Origin of the sequence: Arcticibacter tournemirensis, assembly GCF_006716645.1 — a bacterium.
Lineage (GTDB): Bacteria > Bacteroidota > Bacteroidia > Sphingobacteriales > Sphingobacteriaceae > Arcticibacter > Arcticibacter tournemirensis.
The window spans coordinates 405,639-424,775 of sequence record NZ_VFPL01000002.1; the positions used below are offsets into that span (position 1 = coordinate 405,639).

A 19,137-nucleotide genomic window follows, 5' to 3' on the forward strand; every position below is an offset into this window, starting at 1 on the left:
CTCTAAATATTATATATATCTGTCTTATACTGCCTCAAGTTTTCATCAACCTTAAACCATTCTATGGTTTCAAGCAAACCTTTCGACAACGTATATAATGGCTTCCAGTTGGTATTATCTACAATATTCTTATTTGAACCATAAAGCCTAAACACCTCCGATTTCTCCGGTCTACTTCTTTGTATATCAGTGATTATTCTTGCATCCGGATTAATTTGTAAAATGATTTTATCGGCTAAATCACCAATAGAAATTTCTGACTCAGTGGCAATATTGCAGTCACGCCCTATTAAACCAGCCGACTTGGCAATCTCAACAAAACCAGATACAGTATCTTTGACGAACAATAAATCTCTTGTCGGGTTTAAGTCACCTAACTTAATTTCAGTCTTCCCACTTAATAACTGCGTGATAATAGTAGGTATTACAGCTCGCGCTGACTGGCGAGGTCCGTATGTATTAAAAGGTCTTACTATAGTAACGGGCAAGTCAAAGCTACGATAAAAAGACTCGGCGAGACAATCTGCTGCAATTTTTGAGGCAGAATAAGGGGATTGAGCTTGTCTAGGGTGTCTCTCGTCTATTGGAACATAGCAAGCTGTACCATAAACCTCAGACGTTGATGTTACTATAACTCTTTCGACGTTAAGCTCTCTAGAAGCTTGAAGTATATTTAACGTTCCCTTTACATTAGTGTCAATGTATGAGTCAGGGGAATGATAGCTAAAAGGAATAGCAATCAAGGCAGCGAGATGAAACACAACGTCAACATCTTTAACTGCCCTTCTCACCCCATTAGGATCACGAATATCTCCAGCAAATATTTCCATTTGATCTGTAGACTTTTTCGATAAAGAGTCTAGCCATCCCCAACTATTAAAAGAATTGTAATATACAAACGCCTTAACAAAAGCGCCTTCTTGAAGTAAACCTTCAACCAAATGGCTTCCAATGAACCCATCAGCGCCCGTTACCAATACTCTCTTCCCTTTTAGTTCCATTATTCTAATATCTTTCGATAGGCTTTATTGAACAAAAAGCCTATAACTGTGAGAAAACTAAATAAAAATCCACCCAGCGCGATTCCTTTCGCCTTTCCCGTTCTATCTTTCTCCAGTGGCAAAACAGCGCGATCAACAACCTGAATCAAAGGCGTTTCCTTTCTTAAAGAAATTTTTGCAATCTCCAAATTCTTGACCACTTCTCCATAAACAGCTGAACTTGCCTGTACATCAACCTGCCTCCTCTGAGACGGTGCTCTTAGAATTTGCATCGCAGCATTTGCATTGGGGTTGGCGTCGATAGCTGCTGCTGCACCTCCGATAGACAAGTTTAATACATGGCGCACACTATCCGCCTGTTTCTGGAGAATTTGCAGGTTTTCCAAAGATCGTTTAGTTTTTGTCTGAATATAAAAGTCATTGACGTTTTCAACAATCTTATCGGTAAACTCCTTAGCAAATAATTCATCCTTGGATTTCACCTTTACACTAATTATACTCAGCTTCTTATCAGGTTTACTGACGGTTAAATAGTTTTTTTTTATGTCATTGACAATAATGCCCATGACGCTATCATTCTGTAAATTAAATTGATCTTTAGGAATATCAAATGAAATTTCCATGAGTTCGCGCTTTTCAGCCCATTCTTGCTTCAGGCCGTTAGCTTCAATATATCGGTTAATTAATAACCCCTGCTTGTCGTTGAAATTACCTTTAGACAAGAGTGTCTTCTGAATCATTGAGCGGGATTTATACAACTCTATAATGTTGTCCCCCTGGAATATACCGCTACTGCCGGCGCCGCCCAGATCAATGCCAACCATAGATGCTATCCCCGCATATTGCCCTAAACCACCGCCGTTTCCTTGCTCTTCCAGAACAAATGTACATTCAGCGGTATAAACCGGCTTTTTAAGATAGGCATATAAAAAACCTAAAAGCCCGCCTATCGCACCTGCAAGGACAATAACTCTCCACCTAGACAGCAGATATCTATACCACTCCTTGAGTTTTAGAATCAACTCCTTTAAAGAAATCTCATCATCCTGAGCCTGCCGGTCTGGTTTATTAACTGTAGTATTCAATTCTTTCGTTTAATAAATACACTTTCTACCTAAACAATGCTACAATAATTGCTGCCAATGATGCCAACCCGCTGGTTATTCCCACTAATTCGCCCGTACTCATCCTTCTTGCCTCCGGTTTCTTCGGCACAAAAATCTCAGCTCCTGGCTTCACCACCGGATAGTTGTTAAAAAATAAAAACTTTCCAGCGCTCTCGACAGAACCATTAGCATATATAATGTATGCACTTTTCTTCTTCGCCCGGTCGCTAAAGCCTCCGGCATTCGATATGTATTGCTTAAATCCTTTCCCTCGGGAATAAACCACGGTTACCGGCGATAATACTTCACCGCTTACTTTAACTGTCTGAAGCTGTCGCGGGATATTTAAAATATCTCCTTCTTCTAAAAACAGGTCGTCTTTACCGCCAGGCTTTTTCAGAATGCGGGGAAGATTGATTCCCACATAATCATTTCGTATAGCTGCCTCCTCTTCAATCTTTAGCGTATCGCTGACTTTCTGCTGAAGACGTTGAAATTGTTTCATTCGGTCGAACTCCATTTTCTTTTCAACGTCGGTACTGTCCTTCACTTTCGCCCCTGGACGCTGCAGAGAAGCCCCTTCAACATATGCGTAAGCTGTAAATCCGCCGGTACGTTTCAATAAGTCGGAAATGCGCTCATCTTTATGGGTGATGGTATAAATGCCTGGGTACAATACTTCTCCCTGTACTTTTACCTGCTGCTGTACTGAGTAACCTGACGATGGCCTTACCACTACGATATCAAAGGGCTGAAGTACAAATCCTGCCGTGGCACTTTTCAAATTTTGATTGATGTCGACCTGGAATACCTGGGCTGTACGCGCAGATTCGGATAAGACATCGCTATTTTTTATCCTTCTCGATATTTCCACTCTTTTAGGAGTAGCGCCTTCTCTTAAGCCTCCTGCCTGGATAATTGCATCCTCCAATGTCATTCCTTCGGCGAAATTGAGCCTGCCAGGTTTCAGCACTTCTCCTTCTACCCGAACATTATATTCTTCTTTAAGATCAAAGATGGAAGATATCGTGATTACGTCTTCCCGCTTTAACGGAATATCGGCAGCTTCGCCTGAAAGAACTTTTGCTATATCAAAAGATACCAGCTCGGTTTGAAGATCGTCTTTCAGCCTTGTAATATATGCCCGGTTACGGAAAGCGTCTTCGCGGAGCCCTTCGGCTCTTTCGATCAGCTGTTTTACTGTTAATCCCGGTTCAAGCTCAAACTGTCCAGGCCTGAAAACTGCTCCTTCTATTTTCACCCTATTCTCAAACCTATCGAGGATCTGATCGACAAAATATTTATCCCCACTTGAAGGGTTATACGAAGCAAACGCGTCAGAAGTTACGTCGTCTATCCGGCGTTCTGTTTCTGTATTCTTCAGCACCTTCACCCTTGCCTGATAAGCTCTTTCATTGAAACCGCCGGCAAACCGCAAGAGGTCTGCTAGCTTTTCGCCGGACTTCATTTCAAAGATTCCTGGTCTTTTTACTTCTCCGGTAATCTCTGTGCGGGTGTGATAAGTTGGTACTCTGATCACGTCCTGATCCTGCAATCTGTAATTATTTTTGAATTCTCCATTTAACAGAAAATCGTAAATATCAAGCGTTGCGATTCTTTTGCCTGCCCTGATTAGCTCGATCTGCCGGAACGACCCGTTTTCGGTTGGACCGCCCGAAGAATAGAGGGCGTTGAAAACTGTTGCCAGCGAGGGTAAACTATAGGTGCCCGGTTTTACCACTTCGCCGGTGAGAATGACCTTAATACTGCGGATATTTCCAATGGCTATACTTACAGATGTATTGCCCGACTTTAAACCTGAATAAATGGTTGACAGCCTTGATTTAATCCGGGAAGTAGCTTGCTCAATGGTCATGCCGCTTACCGGGATCACTCCTATATAAGGAATATTGATAGTTCCTTCCGGAGAAACCTTCAGCTGATAGCTGGCTTCTGAATATCCGTAAATATCGATCAGAAGCTCATCATCGGGACCAATCTGATAGTTGCGTGGGGTTGCCAAACGAAGGTTGGGCTCGAATGTAAGCTGACGGTTCCGGAAAAGGTCTGCTCCAAAAATTTTTGATCTCAATTCACTCAGGGCCTTTTCTGCTGCGGAAGCTCCGGAGGCTTGTACTGAATCGGCAGAAGCTGGCTCGAAATTATATTCTCTCCCAGACTGAGCTTGACGGTTATTACCGCTGTTTTTTAATCCCTGACTCCCGTTATTTTGTTTCTCCGTCGCCTTGAGCCTGTCTACGCGTTGCCGCAGCTTCTGTATTTCGACAGGGCTCATTCCCCTGGCCTGCGCTACTTGCTCTAGCTGTGCTTCGCTTAAACCGGTTGCTTCTACCTGGGCTATAAACTGCCTGATCTGGGTATCCGATAACTCATCCACCCTGATATTACTGAAATTCTGGTTTGTTTGTGCACTTACACTGAGTGCGAAAAATAAGGTTGTGAGTATTACAAGTACTCTAATATGTTTAATAGGTCTCACTGTTACTAATATCTAACCCCTTATAGGCTACGGGGGTCCACTAAAATTTGGGTAAAGATAGTACTTCCTGGAACTACGAAAAGAATTATTTTTTCTTAACATCCTTTTTCCCGGCATATGTGATTTTAAATCATCATTAATAATGCGATACATAACATTGATCTGATCAAATAAAGGACAAAAAAGATACCTGAGCTTGTTAGCTGCCTTACAAAACCCAGACAAGTGCCTGACCAAACCCTGATCTTGTCAGCATCTCATTAGACTCTCGTCAGCATCATGTCAGACTCTCGTCAGACTTTAGTCTGACATGATGCTGACGAGATGCTGAGATTATGCTGACGAGATGCGGCATTGGTAAGGGTTTTATCAGGCACTCGTCAGAGATTATCCCTATTTCTGTCCCTTCGGGGTATCAGTTTCATATTATTTCTTTCAGCAAAAAATGCCAGACGAAAGCATTTTCCTGATAAATACAATCAACCATTTGAAAATTAAACATTTTGCTCTATCTTTGCAGTCCCAATTTATGGGGTATACTATAATTGTTTAATTAATTTAATATCAAGCAAGTGAATACGTTAAGTTACAAAACTGTCTCAGCCAACAAAAAGACCGTTAACAAGGAATGGGTAGTTGTTGACGCACAAGGCGAGATTTTGGGGCGCTTGTCTACTAAGATCGCGATGATGATCCGTGGTAAGCACAAGCCTACTTTCACCCCAAACGTAGACTGCGGAGATAACGTGATCGTTATTAATGCAGACAAGGTAAAACTGACCGGTAACAAACTAAGCGACAAGACTTATGTTCGTTACACAGGCTATCCAGGCGGTCAGCGTTTCGTTTCTCCTAAAGAGTTATTGGCGAAGCATCCCGAACGTATTGTTGAAAAAGCAGTACGCGGCATGCTACCTAAAAATCGTTTGGGCCGTGCATTATTCGGAAACCTGTATGTATATGCAGGCGGCGAACATCCACACAGCGCACAAAACCCGAAAGAAGTTAAACTTTAATTAAAGAGAAAAAGAAATGGCGATCACAAACACTTCAGGAAGAAGAAAAACTGCAGTTGCCCGCATCTATTTAACCGAAGGCAGCGGCATCATTACCGTGAACGGTAAAAATCACACCGAGTACTTCCCTACTTTACCATTACAATATATTGTTAACCAGTCATTAGAAGTTTCGGGCTCTACCGGAAAATTCGATGTTACTGTTAACGTAGCTGGTGGTGGCGTTAAAGGACAGGCAGAAGCTGTACGTTTAGCAATTGCTAAAGCTATTGTTGAATTAGATCCGGAAACGAAATCAGGACTTCGCGCTAAAGGTATCATGACCCGCGATGACAGAATGGTTGAACGTAAAAAACCAGGACGTAAGAAGGCCCGTAAAAGATTTCAATTTAGTAAACGTTAATTTCAGGAGGATCAGACAATGGCAAGAACAACATATCAGGACTTACTTGATGCAGGTGTACATTTTGGTCACCTTACCCGTAAATGGGATCCGAAAATGTCGCAGTACATTTTCATGGAACGTAATGGTATCCACATTATAGATTTAAATAAAACCTTAACCAAGCTCGAAGAGGCTTCGGCAGCAATCAAACAGATCGTTAAATCTGGCCGTAAAGTATTATTCGTTGCTACTAAAAAACAGGCTAAGGATATAGTTGCCGAGCAGGCAAAATCAGTTAACATGCCTTTCGTAACCGAACGCTGGTTAGGTGGGATGTTAACCAACTTCGCTACTGTACGTAAGTCGATCAAGAAGATGTCTAACATCGACAAGATGACTAAAGACGGTACTTACGATGTTCTTTCAAAGAAAGAAAAGCTGATGATTCAGCGTGAACGTATTAAGCTTGAAACCCTTTTAGGTGGTATTTCTGACCTTAACCGTTTACCTGCAGCGCTTTTCCTTATTGATGTTAAGAAAGAACACATTGCTGTTACTGAAGCTCTGAAGTTAAACATCCCTACCTTTGCAATGGTAGATACTAACTCAGATCCTTCAAGCATCGATTTCCCGATCCCGGCAAATGATGATGCTACTAAATCAATTTCCCTGATCACTGATATTATTATCAAAGCGATCCAGGAAGGTTTAGACGAACGCAAACGTGAGAAAGAAGACGAAGCTGAAAAAGAAGCTGCTGCTGCTAAAGCTAAAATAGATAGTGGTGAAGCTGCTAAAGAAGAAGCTGCTGCTCCTCGTCGCGAGAGAGTGGTAACTGCTGCTACAGCTGAGCCTGCTGCTGAAACTGCTGCCGCTGAAACGGCTACAGCTGAAGCTGAAGCTCCTTCGGAAGCTGCTGCTGATCAGCCAAAGAGCGAAAGCGCTGAATAAAATTTGCTGTGGGTTGCGGGTTGCGCGTTGTGGGCCTCCCGCAACTTACAACCTGCAACCCACAACTTTTATACATAAATTTTAATAAAGGAAAAAGAAATGTCAACTGTACAAATTTCTGCCTCAGACGTAAATAAACTGCGCCAGCAAACCGGTGCAGGAATGATGGATTGCAAGAAAGCTTTGATCGAATCAAACGGTGATTTCGAAGCTGCTATCGACTACCTTCGCAAGAAAGGTGCTAAAGTTGCTGCAAGCCGTCAGGACCGCGAATCGAACGAAGGTGTGGTAATTGCCAAGACTACTGCCGATGGCAAACGTGGTGTTATTGTTGAAGTTAACTGCGAAACCGACTTTGTTGCCAAGAATGCTGATTTTATCGCATTTGCTAACAGCATTGCTGATCTTGCTGTAGAAAAAACTCCTGCTTCTCTTGAAGAACTAACCGCTCTTGAGCTTAACGGTTCGAAAGTTGCAGATCAGATTCTTGACCAGACTGGAAAGATTGGTGAAAAGATCGGTGTGAATAAATATGAAATTGTATCTGGCGAAAAAGTGATCGCTTACATCCACGGTAACTACCGTTTAGGTGTATTGGTTGCTCTGAGCGCTGATGCTGCTGGTGTTGAAGAAGCTGGAAAAGACGTAGCGATGCAGATTGCTGCTATGAACCCGGTTGCTATTGACAAGGACGATGTTGATTCGCGTACTATCGAACGCGAACTGGATATCGCTAAAGAGCAGATCCGTGCTGAAGGTAAACCAGAAGCAATGGTTGAAAAGATCGCTCAGGGTAAACTGAATAAGTTCTATAAGGATTCAACTCTGTTGAACCAGGAATTTGTTAAGGATTCTTCTAAAACTATCGCCCAGTTCTTAAACGGTGTTTCTAACGGTTTAACTGTTACTGCGTTTAAGAGAGTACAATTAGGCGCGTAGTCGAGTTGAAGGTTGAAAGTTTAAGGTTCAAAGCCTAAAGTTGAACGACTGGCTTAACGACTAAACATATTTACAAAGGGGTTCTTTTGCAATGCAGAAGAACCCCTTTTTTTGCGTCGTTCTTTCCTTAAAGAGCGCATGGTCCTTGCTTTCAACTTTAAACTCTCGACTTTCAACTAAAAATTGTACCTTTGCCCGGCATCTAAAGCCACTCTTCTATTAAGTTCAAATGGATCAAATACAAAAAAATATTAAAAGTAAACTGATCTCAAATCTCATTTCTCATTTCTTAAATCTCGTATGAAATATAAGCGTATCCTCTTAAAACTGAGCGGCGAATCGTTAATGGGCGATAAACAGTATGGCATTGACAGCGACCGGGTGCTGCAATATGCACGCGACATTAAAGCTGTTTTTGATAAAGGAATCGAAATTGCTATTGTTATTGGAGGAGGAAACATCTTCCGTGGTTTAAGTGCTGAGAAATCAGGAATGGACCGCGTTCAGGCCGACTATATGGGTATGCTTGCAACGGTAATTAACAGCATGGCCCTGCAGGATGCACTTGAAAAGCTGAGCGTTAAAACACGGCTTATGACAGCTATTAAAATGGAGCAGATCTGCGAACCTTTTATCCGCCGACGGGCTGTACGTCACCTCGAAAAAAGACGTATTGTGATTTTCGGAGCGGGCACAGGTAATCCCTATTTTACTACCGACACCTGCGCTTCCCTGCGTGCAATAGAAGTTCAGGCCGACGTTGTATTGAAAGGCACCCGCGTTGATGGCATTTACACGGCCGATCCGGAGAAATTCCCTGAAGCTGTAAAATATGATGAGATCACCTTCCAGGAAGTCTACGACAGGGGACTGAATGTTATGGATATGACTGCTTTTACACTTTGCCAGGAAAACAAGCTTCCGATCATCGTGTTTGACATGAATAAACCGGGTAACTTTATGCGTATTGCAAACGGAGATACTATCGGAACTTTAGTAAGAGGATAAAAAAATAAGTAATTTTATAGCCTGATATAAAGATTTTTATGAATGACCTTATAAAGAAACAGCTTAACGATGCAAAAACACTGATGGATAAAGCCGTCGATCACGCCGATAGTGAACTGACCAAGATCCGTGCAGGTAAGGCAATGCCATCCATGCTCGACAGTGTAATGGTTGAATATTATGGCAATCCAACACCGCTTACACAGGTGGCAAGCGTCAATACTCCCGATGCACGCACATTGGTAGTTCAGCCCTGGGAGAAAGCTTTGCTCCCTAAAATTGAAAAAGCGATTGTTGACTCAAATGTTGGCCTCAATCCTCAGAACGATGGATTGGTGATCCGCCTAAATGTTCCTCCTCTTACCGAAGAACGCCGTCGCGATCTTGTGAAGAAAGTGAAAGAAGAAGCAGAAAAAGGAAGAATTGCCATACGGAATATCCGTAAAGATACAAATGGAAAAATTCAGCGCCTAAAAGCTGAAGGTGTGTCGGAAGACGAAATAAAAGGCGGCGAAGCCGAAGTACAGAAACTCACAGATAGCTATATCGTGAAAGTCGACAAGCTGGCTGAAGTGAAGGAAAAAGATATTATGACCGTCTGACGAAGCTGACAGCTCAAAAAATTCATCTGAATAAAGTAATAATAAGGGGAATGGTGTTTGAACGTCATTCCCTTTATTACTTTTGTAAGAATGAAGCTGCTTTACAATTACCTGAAAAATTACAAGGGGCTGATAGCTTTCGCCCTGCTCCTTGCGGCAATCAACCAGATCTTCTCTTTCCTGGATCCCTGGATCTTCAGGAAGATCATCGATAAATACGTAACACATTACCAAAACTACACCACTGAGGAATTCTTTAAGGGGGCGGGGATGCTTATCCTGGCAGCAATGGGCGTGGCGATGGTGTCGAGGATTGCTAAAAACTTCCAGGACTATTATGTCAATGTGATCACTCAGCGCCTGGGCGCCCGGATATATTCTGATGGCCTTGCCCATTCGCTCGAGCTTCCATACCAGGTTTTTGAAGACCAGCGGAGCGGCGAAACACTGGGCATCCTACAGAAAGTTCGCATTGATACCGAAAAGCTGATCATCGCTACCATAAACATACTCTTTACGAGCATTATCGGCATCATTTTCGTTTTCATCTATGCGGTTAATATTCATTGGCTGATTGCCGTTTTTTATATTGCCGTGATACCGGTCTTGGGGACCGTAAGCTCTGTATTGAGCAAGAAGATTAAGGTGGTTCAAAAGAACATTGTTTCAGAAACTACAGCGCTGGCGGGCTCTACCACAGAATCTCTCCGCAATATCGAACTGGTGAAAAGTTTGGGACTTTCCTCGCAGGAGATAAAAAGATTAAACAGCACTACCGACAAAATCCTTGGCCTCGAGCTAAAGAAGGTAAAATATGTTCGCAGTCTTAGCTTCGTCCAGGGCACGCTTGTTAACCTCCTGCGAAATGGTATCATCTTTCTGATGATGTTCCTGATCTACGACGGGCAGATCACCATTGGTGAATTCTTTTCGTTGTTCCTCTATTCCTTTTTCATCTTCGGCCCGCTTCAGGAGCTGGGCAACATTATTAATACCTATCGCGAAACTGAAGTCTCGCTGGCAAATTTTAAAAGCATTATGAGCACTCCAAAGGAGGTCAGGCCATCTAACCCGGTTAGGATTGATCATATTACCGATCTGAGCTTCCAGAACGTCAGCTTTAAACATCTTACGGCCAACCGGAATGCTTTGAATCATATCAGCTTTAGCACAAAGAAAGGGCAGACTATCGCCTTTGTTGGCCCTTCGGGATCGGGTAAAACTACTTTGGTAAAGCTGCTGGTTGGACTCTATCTTCCGAAAGAGGGTCAGATCCTTTATAATCATGTCCCTTATTCTGATATCAATCTCGACCAGCTTAGAGAACAAATTGGTTTTGTGACTCAGGATACGCAGTTGTTTTCAGGAACGATTCGCGAAAACCTTCTTTTTGTCCGTCCCGAAGCTACAGATGCAGAGTGCATGGAAGTTCTTCAGAAAGCGGCGTGTCAAACTCTGCTAGCCAGGGCCGATAAAGGTCTTGATACGATGATCGGAGAAGGAGGTGTGAAGGTTTCGGGTGGAGAGAAACAACGTCTTTCCATTGCGCGTTCTCTGCTACGCCGGCCGGATATTCTCGTATTCGACGAAGCTACTTCAGCCCTCGATTCGCTGACCGAAGAAGAAATTACCAAAACGATTCGCGATGTATCGGTAATGGACGAACGAATCACTATCCTCATCGCTCACAGACTTTCTACCATCATGCATGCTGATCGTATTTATGTGCTTGAGAAAGGGGATATTGCCGAATCGGGGCGTCATCACGAGCTCCTCGAAGAAAGAGGCTTGTATTACGCCATGTGGAGACAACAAATCGGGGAGCGGGAAGAGGTGTAGTAGTTCCCGAAAGAAAACGAAGTTTTCTTTCGGGAAGGTTGTCAGCTGTCAGAAATCAGCAATCAGATTTGACTGGCATGAAATGGTGAACGCAATTAGCTGGCAGAGATTAGCAATCAGCTTTAGCTAGCGTTAAATAGTGAAAAAAGTTTTTCTATATTTATAAAAAAACCAACAATGAACACATTACTATTCCTTAACATCGGAGCATCAGAACTTTTAATAGTCGCTTTATTGCCGCTGATCCTTATGATTTTTTGCCTTGTGGATGTCTTACGCTCAGATTTCAAAGATCGTAGCATAAAACCTTTATGGTGCCTTGTAATAATATTAGCGCCTTTTTTCGGATCCCTTATCTACCTATTGGCAGTGAGAAACCAGAAGATTCAATACCATCGTTAGCCGCAGGTTACTCCATGGTTTTAGCATACTACTAGTGTTATGTTAAGTCAAACATGACTTGTTTCTTACTATCGGTCGTTATGCTTTAAGCTTAGTACTTATTACGTATAAATTAACACTAGACCAATTGCCTTAGGGGGTAAAAGTGTTACACTTTATTGCCAGAAAGGCTTCAGTTTGATACAGAAGCCAGCTTAAGGGCAAGCCTAATGGCCGGCCACTGACTACATTCTTGTTATTTTTCGTGGATCTCCTTCAACCCCAACGGTACCAGAGCCTTCGTTTTCAGATACGTTAAGCTCACTACTATAAGCGTCATGGTTCCTCCAAAAATTACGGCAGGAACAGTCCCCATTAGCTTAGCTGTGAGCCCGGATTCGAATGCCCCGATTTCATTGGAAGAGCCTATAAACATAGAGTTCACCGCTGAAACCCGGCCACGCATATCGTCGGGAGTTAGCAGCTGCATAATGGTGGAGCGGATCACCACGCTTACACTATCGAACACTCCTTCAAAGAAGAGGAATATTAAAGTAAGATAAAAGCTGGTAGACAGTCCGTAACAAATGATGGAAACGCCGAAGCCGGTGACGGCAATTAAAAGGTTCCGCCAGGGTTTATTCATAGGGGAATGGCGGGCCATAATCAACATCGTAATTACTGCACCAACGGCTGGTGCCGCACGCATAAGTCCGAACTGCTCTGCTCCTACGTGCAGCACCTCACTGGCAATTACCGGGATCAGGGCAACGGCCCCTCCGAAAAACACGGAGAACATGTCGAGACTCATCGCGCCGAGCATCATCCTGTTACTGAACACAAATTTTATACCCACCGAAAGGTTCTGAAATATATTTTCCCGGGGGACGAACTGCGGCGGCATCTTCCTTAGAAAAAAAAGACAGCTGAAAGCTGCAATCATAAACACTAGTATAATTAGGAAAGTTAGCGAAACACCCCCATACGCGTAAATCAGTCCCCCTGCTGCCGGTCCGGCGATGGAAGCAACCTGATAGCCGGTACTGTTCCAGGTAGAGGAATTGGGATAGTGCTCGCGTGGAACCACCTGTGCCATGATCGAAAACGTGGCAGGCCCCATAAAACCGCGACAGATACCTATACAGAAAATCATGACGTATACAATTCCGACAATATGCCCGGCTCCCAGTTTAGCGGTCAATGCCGGAAGAGTTATGAGGTATAAGATGGCAGAACAGGTGAACATGCCGCCAATAATGATCTTAAGTAAGCCGGTCTTCTCCGATTTGTCAGCTACATAACCTCCATAGAGTGCAATGCCGATAGCTGGAATAGCCTCCGAAAGACCAATCATGCCAAGGGAAAGGGGATCTTTCGTCAAATGATAGATATACCACCCAATTACCACCGCCTGAATCTGATAACCAAATGTCAGGAAAAACCTCATTATTAAATAAGCACGGAATTCGGGAAACCGCAGAGCGGCATAAGCATCTTTTCGGGGAGGCTGTGAACTATCTGTATCCATTTTATTAGTAGCTATAGGCAGTCGGGTGTCGGCAAAAAGCTTTCAGAATGAACAAATATACATAATCCATCTTGATTCCTGTATTCTGATACCTGTATCTTGGTACTTGATTCCTGTATCTTGATTCTTGATACTAGACACTTGATACTATCCTCACGATATCTTATTCCAGCTAATCGCAGGAGTTTTCCGGAGAAAGTATTCTTTTAAGAGAACATTTTTATCTGTGTTCAGTTCAGGGTCATCCTCAAAGATCCGGATGACGGCATCTCTTGCTTCCTGGAGGATGTGCTGATCATGGGCAAGGTCGGCCAGTTTCAGGTCGAGCACACCACTTTGCTGTGTACCTTCAATATTACCAGGTCCGCGTAGTTGCAGGTCGGTTTCGGATATTTCAAAACCGTCGTTCGTTTTAACCATCGTCTGAAGCCGTATTCTAGCCTCCCTGCTTAATTTATTCCCGCTCATCAGCACACAATACGACTGTTCCGCTCCGCGCCCCACACGGCCTCTCAGCTGATGCAGCTGCGACAAGCCAAAACGTTCGGCATTCTCTATAATCATCACACTGGCATTCGGAACATTTACGCCAACTTCGATAACCGTCGTTGCCACCATAATCTGCGTCTCGCCCTTCACGAACCGCTGCATCTCAAAATCCTTATCTGCAGCCTTCAACTTACCGTGGACGATACTGATCCTGTATTGCGGAAGGGGAAACTCACGTGATATGGCTTCAATTCCGGCTTCAAGATACAAGAGGTCCAGTTTTTCACTCTCTTTTATTAATGGATAAACGATATAGACCTGACGTCCCTTTGCGATCTCCTGCCGCATAAACCCAAACATCCGCAAGCGCTGGCTTTCAAACAAGTGGATAGTCTTAATAGGCTTCCGGCCGGCAGGAAGTTCGTTAATAACGGAGATGTCAAGGTCGCCGTAAAGGGTCATCGCGAGGGTGCGGGGTATAGGCGTCGCCGTCATCACCAGCACATGAGGCGGAACACTGTTCTTTCGCCATAACTTCGCCCGCTGTTCTACTCCAAAACGATGCTGCTCATCGATAACAGCAAGTCCCAGATTCTTGAACTGTACCTCATCCTCAATGAGTGCATGGGTGCCTACCAGTATATTGAGTGATCCATCCTGCAGAGCCTGGTGTATTATCCTGCGTTCCTTCTTAGGCGTAGAGCCGCACAATAAGGCCATGTTAATAAATCCCTGGCCCATCATCTTTTCAAGAGAAGCATAGTGCTGCTTTGCCAGGATTTCGGTAGGAGCCATCATACAAGTTTGGAAACCATTATCAATGGCCAAGAGCATACTCATTAAGGCTACCACGGTTTTGCCACTACCTACATCCCCCTGAAGCAGCCGGTTCATCTGGATACCTTTTTGAGTGTCCTGTCTGATTTCCTTTAGCACCTTCTTTTGAGCATTGGTAAGATCGAAGGGTAATTTATCCGAATAAAAGGCATTAAATTTCTCTCCCACCTGCCCGAACAATAGCCCGCGAAACTTGCCGGTACGTAGAAGCTTATTTCTGAGAAGCTTTAACTGGATAAAGAACAGTTCCTCAAATTTCAGGCGATGTCGCGCCGCTTCCAGACTATTCGGGTTCTGAGGAAAGTGAATTTGCTGAATAGCGTCAGCCTTATTAAGCAGCCTGTGCTTTGAACGAAGATAATCGGGAATGGTTTCCTGGATGGATCTTCCAACAATTTCCAAAGCCGATGCCTGGAGACGTTGTAAACTCTTAGTATCCAGAAACGACTGTTTCAGCTTTTCGGTAGAGTTGTAGACGGGCTGCAAGGTGAGGTTTCCCTGTTTTACTGCAGATGGATTATATAACTCCAGCTCCGGGTGAGAAATGGAGAACCTGCCATTAAATTCCGTCGGCTTCCCGAACACAATAAACACGGCACCCGGCTGGACTAATTTGTCGGCCCAGCGAATACCCTGGAACCACACGAGCTCAAGTACGCCGGTATCATCCTTCAGCTGAGCCACCAGCCGCCGCGACTGCTTCTCACCAATAATTTCCTTTGATAAGACCCTCCCTATTACCTGAACCGAGGGCATATCTGCAGATACCTCCCTGATTTTGTAAAACCTTGTACGGTCTACGTAGCGGAAAGGAAAATGCTGTAATAAATCGTTAAACGTATAAACACCCAGCTCCTTCTTCAGCAGTTCAGCTTTTTGCTGTCCTACTCCTTTCAGGTACTCAATAGGCGTGTCTAAGTTCAAACCTTCGCTTTTTTGCTTACGCTTTAGTTGCCACTACAGAGATCTCCACATTCACATTTTTAGGCAACCCTGCAACGGCAATAGTTTCGCGTGCAGGAAAAGCGCCTGTAAAATACGAACCGTAAATCTCGTTAACGACAGGAAACAGGCTCATATCAGAAAGGAAAATGGTGGTTTTCACAATATCTTCAAAGCTAAATTCTGCTTCCGCCAGTATAGCCGATAAGTTATCCATCACTTGTTTTGTTTCATCCTCTACAGAGGAAAGCACCAATTCATTGTTTTGAGGATTGATCGCTATCTGTCCTGAAACGTATAAAAAACCATTTGCAACAATAGCTTGATTGTAAGGGCCAATTGGCGCTGGAGCATTCGGGGTTTTGATAATCTGCTTCATATTTTAAGAAAGCCAGTCTATGAGTTTATAAATAATTCCTGCGAGGAATATGAGTATTGCTATTGCGTTAATAATGTGCATCACCTTCAGGTTAAAGCTCTGAGGCCTGTCGGGGTTTCTTCTCCTGAAAAAATACATAGCCATTAGGATGAATTATTTAGATGCAAACTAAGATAAACTTGTTTTATATGCAAGTTTAAAAGCTTATTAAGCAACATCGCTCTCTTTCGTGCACAGAATTCAAAAAGAGAGCAAAAAAAGAGAGGGCTCCTGACGGGAGCCCTCTTTGATAATATGCTTAAATACTATATTATCTTATTTTTTGATTTCAACACGACGGTTCTGAACACGTCCTTCTTCAGTTGAATTTGAAGCAAGTGGACGGCTTTCACCGAAAGCTTTAACTGTAACGCGGTTTGCGTCAACACCTGAGTTAACAAGGTAAGTCTTTACAGAATTAGCTCTGTCTCTTGACAGGTTCATGTTGTAAGCTTCAGTACCTTCAGCAGAAGCATGTCCTTCTAAAGTTAAAGTAGAAGAAGAGTTAGCTCTTAAGTCAGAAGAAACCTTATCTAAAGTAGGATAAGAAGAAGTTCTCAATACTGAGCTATCGAATTCAAACTGAATGTTAGAGTAGCTTGCAGAAGCACTGTCAGCAGTAGGTAACTGAAGAGGGCAACCAGCGCCATCTACAACAGTTCCAGCAGGAGTACCAGGGCATTTGTCGAATCTGTCAGAAACACCATCGCCATCAGCATCAGCAGAAAGCTGGTTAACAGTATTTTCCAAAGTGCTTACGCGAGTTTTAAGAGCTTCAACTTCCTGACGTAATGTAGGATCTTTTAATTCATCATACATTAAAGCCACAGGGTTTGACCACTGTAAACTTGGTTTGCTAGAGTTACCCAGAGTGAATTCAAGACCAGCGTATCCATAAGACCATTTGTCTTTGTTAGAAGTACCACCAGTCCAGGTTCCGTCAAGGTTATCAGCATCAAGGAAGTTAGCATCGTAACCTAAGTTTAATGCAACTACTTCTCCTAATTTAAAGCTGATACCTGCACCAACCGGGATGAACAGTTCAGTTCTGCTGCCAGCAGCATCACCTGGATCGTATCCGGTTAAACCAGCACCTGCGTTAATGAAGAAACCAACATTCTTGGTTCTGCTAAGGAAAGATACAGTTCCAACATTAACAACACCTTTTAAAGATACTGCGTAGTTAAGATCTGTTTCGAAATCACCAACACCTCCCTGATAATCATCGCGAGTACCAGAAAGCTTGCCCATTGTACCATCCAGCTTTAAAGCGAAGGAAGGAGCAAGTTGTTTTTTAATGAACAGGCCATAACCTAAGTTAGCATCCCAGTCATTGTAATCATTTGATCCAAAGCCAACGATAGGAGTTAAAACCCCACCAGTTACACCAATAGACCAGGTTCTGTACTGTGCTCTTCCGCCAAACACCGTGGCAGTAGAGGTCGAAGTCATAGTGGTATCCTGAGCTGAGGCTGCAGTAGCTGCCATCATTAACAGGGAACCAGCTACAACTTTCTTAATTGTAGAATAATTCATGTTCTGTTTGTTTTAAGGTTAAACAAATTTTTAATTGCGTAATTTGTCACAAATTTAATCATAACTTTGATATCGCCAAATAATCAAACTTTGTACCATTTTCTTTACCATAAACAAATTATCTTCAGAAAAGGTTTGTTGAATAAGTTAAATAAGGTAACAAATTAAAGAATCTTTCGTATAAAAGCAGTTATCGGCATTGCTCCGTCCTAATACAAGACATTGAATGTTAACCTGATAAGACAGAAATGCGATTCAGATATCAGCAATCACCGTTTTTTGAAAGCTTCTTGCAAATTTTACAGATTAGTGAACATGACACACCTGACAGTGGCAGCCTGGCTAGTAAAAAAGTTACAGTTGTATAATTCCTATACACCATAAAGTACTGTTTTTACTACATATTGTCGGAAAAGTTAACAATAAAACGATTTAATTCACCTAGGTAACAGAAACTTGCCTTTTAATAAATATCCTCTTCAAAATCTCAATAGTGACCAGAAAAAGAAGCAATTCAAATGACAGTCTCGTGGCTTGGTTAATTTTTTCGCACATTTGTCTTTAGAACAGAATATATATATGCCATTTATACAAAAGATAACCTTCATTATTTTTATCTGATATTATTGCAGCTCTTCATATGAATGATACACCAAAACATATATTGGTTTCCCGAAATGACGCTGTTGGTGATGTAATCCTTGCTTTTCCTGTTTGCGGACTGATAAAAGAATATTTTCCTGATTGTAAAGTATCGTTTCTTGGCAGAACCTATACAAGGGAGATTGCACTGTCAAGTACTTTCGTTGACAACTTCGTAAATCAGGATGAGTTAACCCATCAGAGCGAAGATGAAGGTGTCGCTCAACTCTCTAAATTAAATATAGATACGGTGATTTTCTTAAGGCCCGATAAAAGTCTTGCCAGAATCGCCAAAAAGGCGGGCATCAAACTACGAATTGGCACTGCTCACAGGGTCTATCATTGGTATACCTGTAATAAGCTTGTCAGGCTTAGCAGAAAGAATTCACCGCTTCACGAAGCCCAGTTAAATGTAAAGCTTCTAAAGGGAGTTAATATAAAGAAGAAGCTGACGCTGTCCGAAATTCCGGCATACTATGGGCTAAAGAGGATTGAGCCCTTAATGGATGAGTACCGGCAAATGCTTTCTGAAGACAAGTTTAATCTGATCCTTCATCCAAAATCGCATGGTAACAGTCTCGAGTGGCGACTTCAGAACTTTACCGGGCTGATACAAAAGCTCGACCCAGCGAAATTCAGAATCTTTATCAGTGGGTCCCGTAAAGAAAATGAGATTCTAAAGCCCTGGATCGAAGAACAGGGTGACAGAGTGATCAATATTTGCGGGAAATTATCTTTAACACAGTTTATTTCATTTATTAATTCGAGCGACGGCCTGATAGCCGCAAGTACCGGCCCGCTTCATATCGCAGCGGCATCGGGAATTCACGCGTTAGGACTTTACACCGATATAAAGACCAAGGATGCGGGACGCTGGGGCCCCATAGGAGAAAAGGCAGAGCATCTGCAGTGCAAGCATGCGGATATGGACACGATTACCGTTGATATGGTATATGAAAAAGTTACAAAGTGGATATAATGAGCGTTCATATATTCGTAGTTTAAATGCAGCTATAA

The 19,137-nt window shown here is 42.9% G+C and carries 17 protein-coding genes; 9 read left to right on the forward strand and 8 right to left on the reverse strand.

Annotated elements, in window-relative coordinates; genetic code table 11:
• Positions 1-2: 2 nt before the first annotated feature.
• From BDE36_RS23215 to BDE36_RS23225, 3 genes are read right to left on the reverse strand one after another with little or no spacing between them, the layout of a single operon-like run.
• Positions 3-1,001, reverse strand: a complete 999-nt coding sequence (locus BDE36_RS23215; RefSeq protein ID WP_141816899.1) for an NAD-dependent 4,6-dehydratase LegB — start codon at positions 999-1,001, stop codon at positions 3-5.
• Complete coding sequence (locus BDE36_RS23220) at positions 1,001-2,086, reverse strand: Wzz/FepE/Etk N-terminal domain-containing protein (protein WP_141816900.1); 1,086 nt, start codon at positions 2,084-2,086, stop codon at positions 1,001-1,003. Before BDE36_RS23220 ends, BDE36_RS23215 begins: the two co-directional genes overlap by 1 nt.
• Before the next feature lie 25 nt (positions 2,087-2,111).
• Entirely contained in the window at positions 2,112-4,598 is a 2,487-nt protein-coding gene (locus BDE36_RS23225; RefSeq protein ID WP_202618119.1) for an SLBB domain-containing protein, read from the reverse strand.
• A gap of 581 nt (positions 4,599-5,179) precedes the next feature.
• Between BDE36_RS23225 and rplM the strand changes: the two genes are divergently transcribed.
• The 8 genes from rplM (at position 5,180) to BDE36_RS24390 (ending at position 11,749) form a co-directional block, all read left to right on the forward strand.
• Complete coding sequence (rplM, locus tag BDE36_RS23230) at positions 5,180-5,623, forward strand: 50S ribosomal protein L13 (protein WP_128769923.1); 444 nt, start codon at positions 5,180-5,182, stop codon at positions 5,621-5,623.
• 16 nt (positions 5,624-5,639) lie between these two features.
• Positions 5,640-6,026: a 30S ribosomal protein S9 gene (gene rpsI / locus BDE36_RS23235; protein ID WP_128769922.1), complete on the forward strand. Its 387-nt coding sequence runs from the start codon at positions 5,640-5,642 to the stop codon at positions 6,024-6,026.
• Positions 6,027-6,044: 18 nt separating this feature from the next.
• Positions 6,045-6,959, forward strand: a complete 915-nt coding sequence (gene rpsB / locus BDE36_RS23240) for a 30S ribosomal protein S2 (protein WP_128769921.1) — start codon at positions 6,045-6,047, stop codon at positions 6,957-6,959.
• A 99-nt stretch (positions 6,960-7,058) separates the two neighbouring features.
• Positions 7,059-7,898, forward strand: a complete 840-nt coding sequence (tsf, locus tag BDE36_RS23245) for a translation elongation factor Ts (protein ID WP_141816902.1) — start codon at positions 7,059-7,061, stop codon at positions 7,896-7,898.
• 300 nt (positions 7,899-8,198) lie between these two features.
• Positions 8,199-8,906, forward strand: coding sequence for a UMP kinase (gene pyrH / locus BDE36_RS23250; RefSeq protein WP_141816903.1), 708 nt, complete (start codon positions 8,199-8,201; stop codon positions 8,904-8,906).
• A gap of 38 nt (positions 8,907-8,944) precedes the next feature.
• A complete protein-coding gene (gene frr, locus BDE36_RS23255; protein ID WP_141816904.1) occupies positions 8,945-9,508 on the forward strand; it encodes a ribosome recycling factor in 564 nt (187 codons plus the stop codon).
• A 90-nt stretch (positions 9,509-9,598) separates the two neighbouring features.
• Entirely contained in the window at positions 9,599-11,347 is a 1,749-nt protein-coding gene (locus BDE36_RS23260; protein ID WP_141816905.1) for an ABC transporter ATP-binding protein, read from the forward strand.
• A gap of 249 nt (positions 11,348-11,596) precedes the next feature.
• Positions 11,597-11,749, forward strand: a complete 153-nt coding sequence (locus BDE36_RS24390; protein ID WP_420837442.1) for a PLD nuclease N-terminal domain-containing protein — start codon at positions 11,597-11,599, stop codon at positions 11,747-11,749.
• A gap of 235 nt (positions 11,750-11,984) precedes the next feature.
• On the opposite strand, the gene BDE36_RS23270 is transcribed toward BDE36_RS24390, so the two are convergent.
• The 5 genes from BDE36_RS23270 to BDE36_RS23285 form a co-directional block, all read right to left on the reverse strand.
• On the reverse strand, positions 11,985-13,256 hold the full coding sequence (locus BDE36_RS23270) for an MFS transporter (RefSeq protein WP_141816907.1): 1,272 nt from the start codon (positions 13,254-13,256) through the stop codon (positions 11,985-11,987).
• Positions 13,257-13,409: 153 nt separating this feature from the next.
• A complete protein-coding gene (recG, locus tag BDE36_RS23275) occupies positions 13,410-15,506 on the reverse strand; it encodes an ATP-dependent DNA helicase RecG (protein ID WP_141816908.1) in 2,097 nt (698 codons plus the stop codon).
• Positions 15,507-15,522: 16 nt separating this feature from the next.
• Positions 15,523-15,903 (reverse strand): RidA family protein, encoded by a 381-nt coding sequence (locus tag BDE36_RS23280; protein WP_141816909.1) that lies wholly within the window; start codon positions 15,901-15,903, stop codon positions 15,523-15,525.
• Positions 15,904-15,906: 3 nt separating this feature from the next.
• On the reverse strand, positions 15,907-16,047 hold the full coding sequence (locus BDE36_RS23930; RefSeq protein ID WP_170205944.1) for a DUF6728 family protein: 141 nt from the start codon (positions 16,045-16,047) through the stop codon (positions 15,907-15,909).
• Positions 16,048-16,218: 171 nt separating this feature from the next.
• Positions 16,219-17,478: an OmpA family protein gene (locus BDE36_RS23285; protein ID WP_128769912.1), complete on the reverse strand. Its 1,260-nt coding sequence runs from the start codon at positions 17,476-17,478 to the stop codon at positions 16,219-16,221.
• 640 nt (positions 17,479-18,118) lie between these two features.
• Here BDE36_RS23285 and BDE36_RS23290 point away from each other — a divergent pair.
• Complete coding sequence (locus tag BDE36_RS23290; protein ID WP_141816910.1) at positions 18,119-19,099, forward strand: glycosyltransferase family 9 protein; 981 nt, start codon at positions 18,119-18,121, stop codon at positions 19,097-19,099.
• The last annotated feature ends 38 nt before the right edge of the window (positions 19,100-19,137 follow it).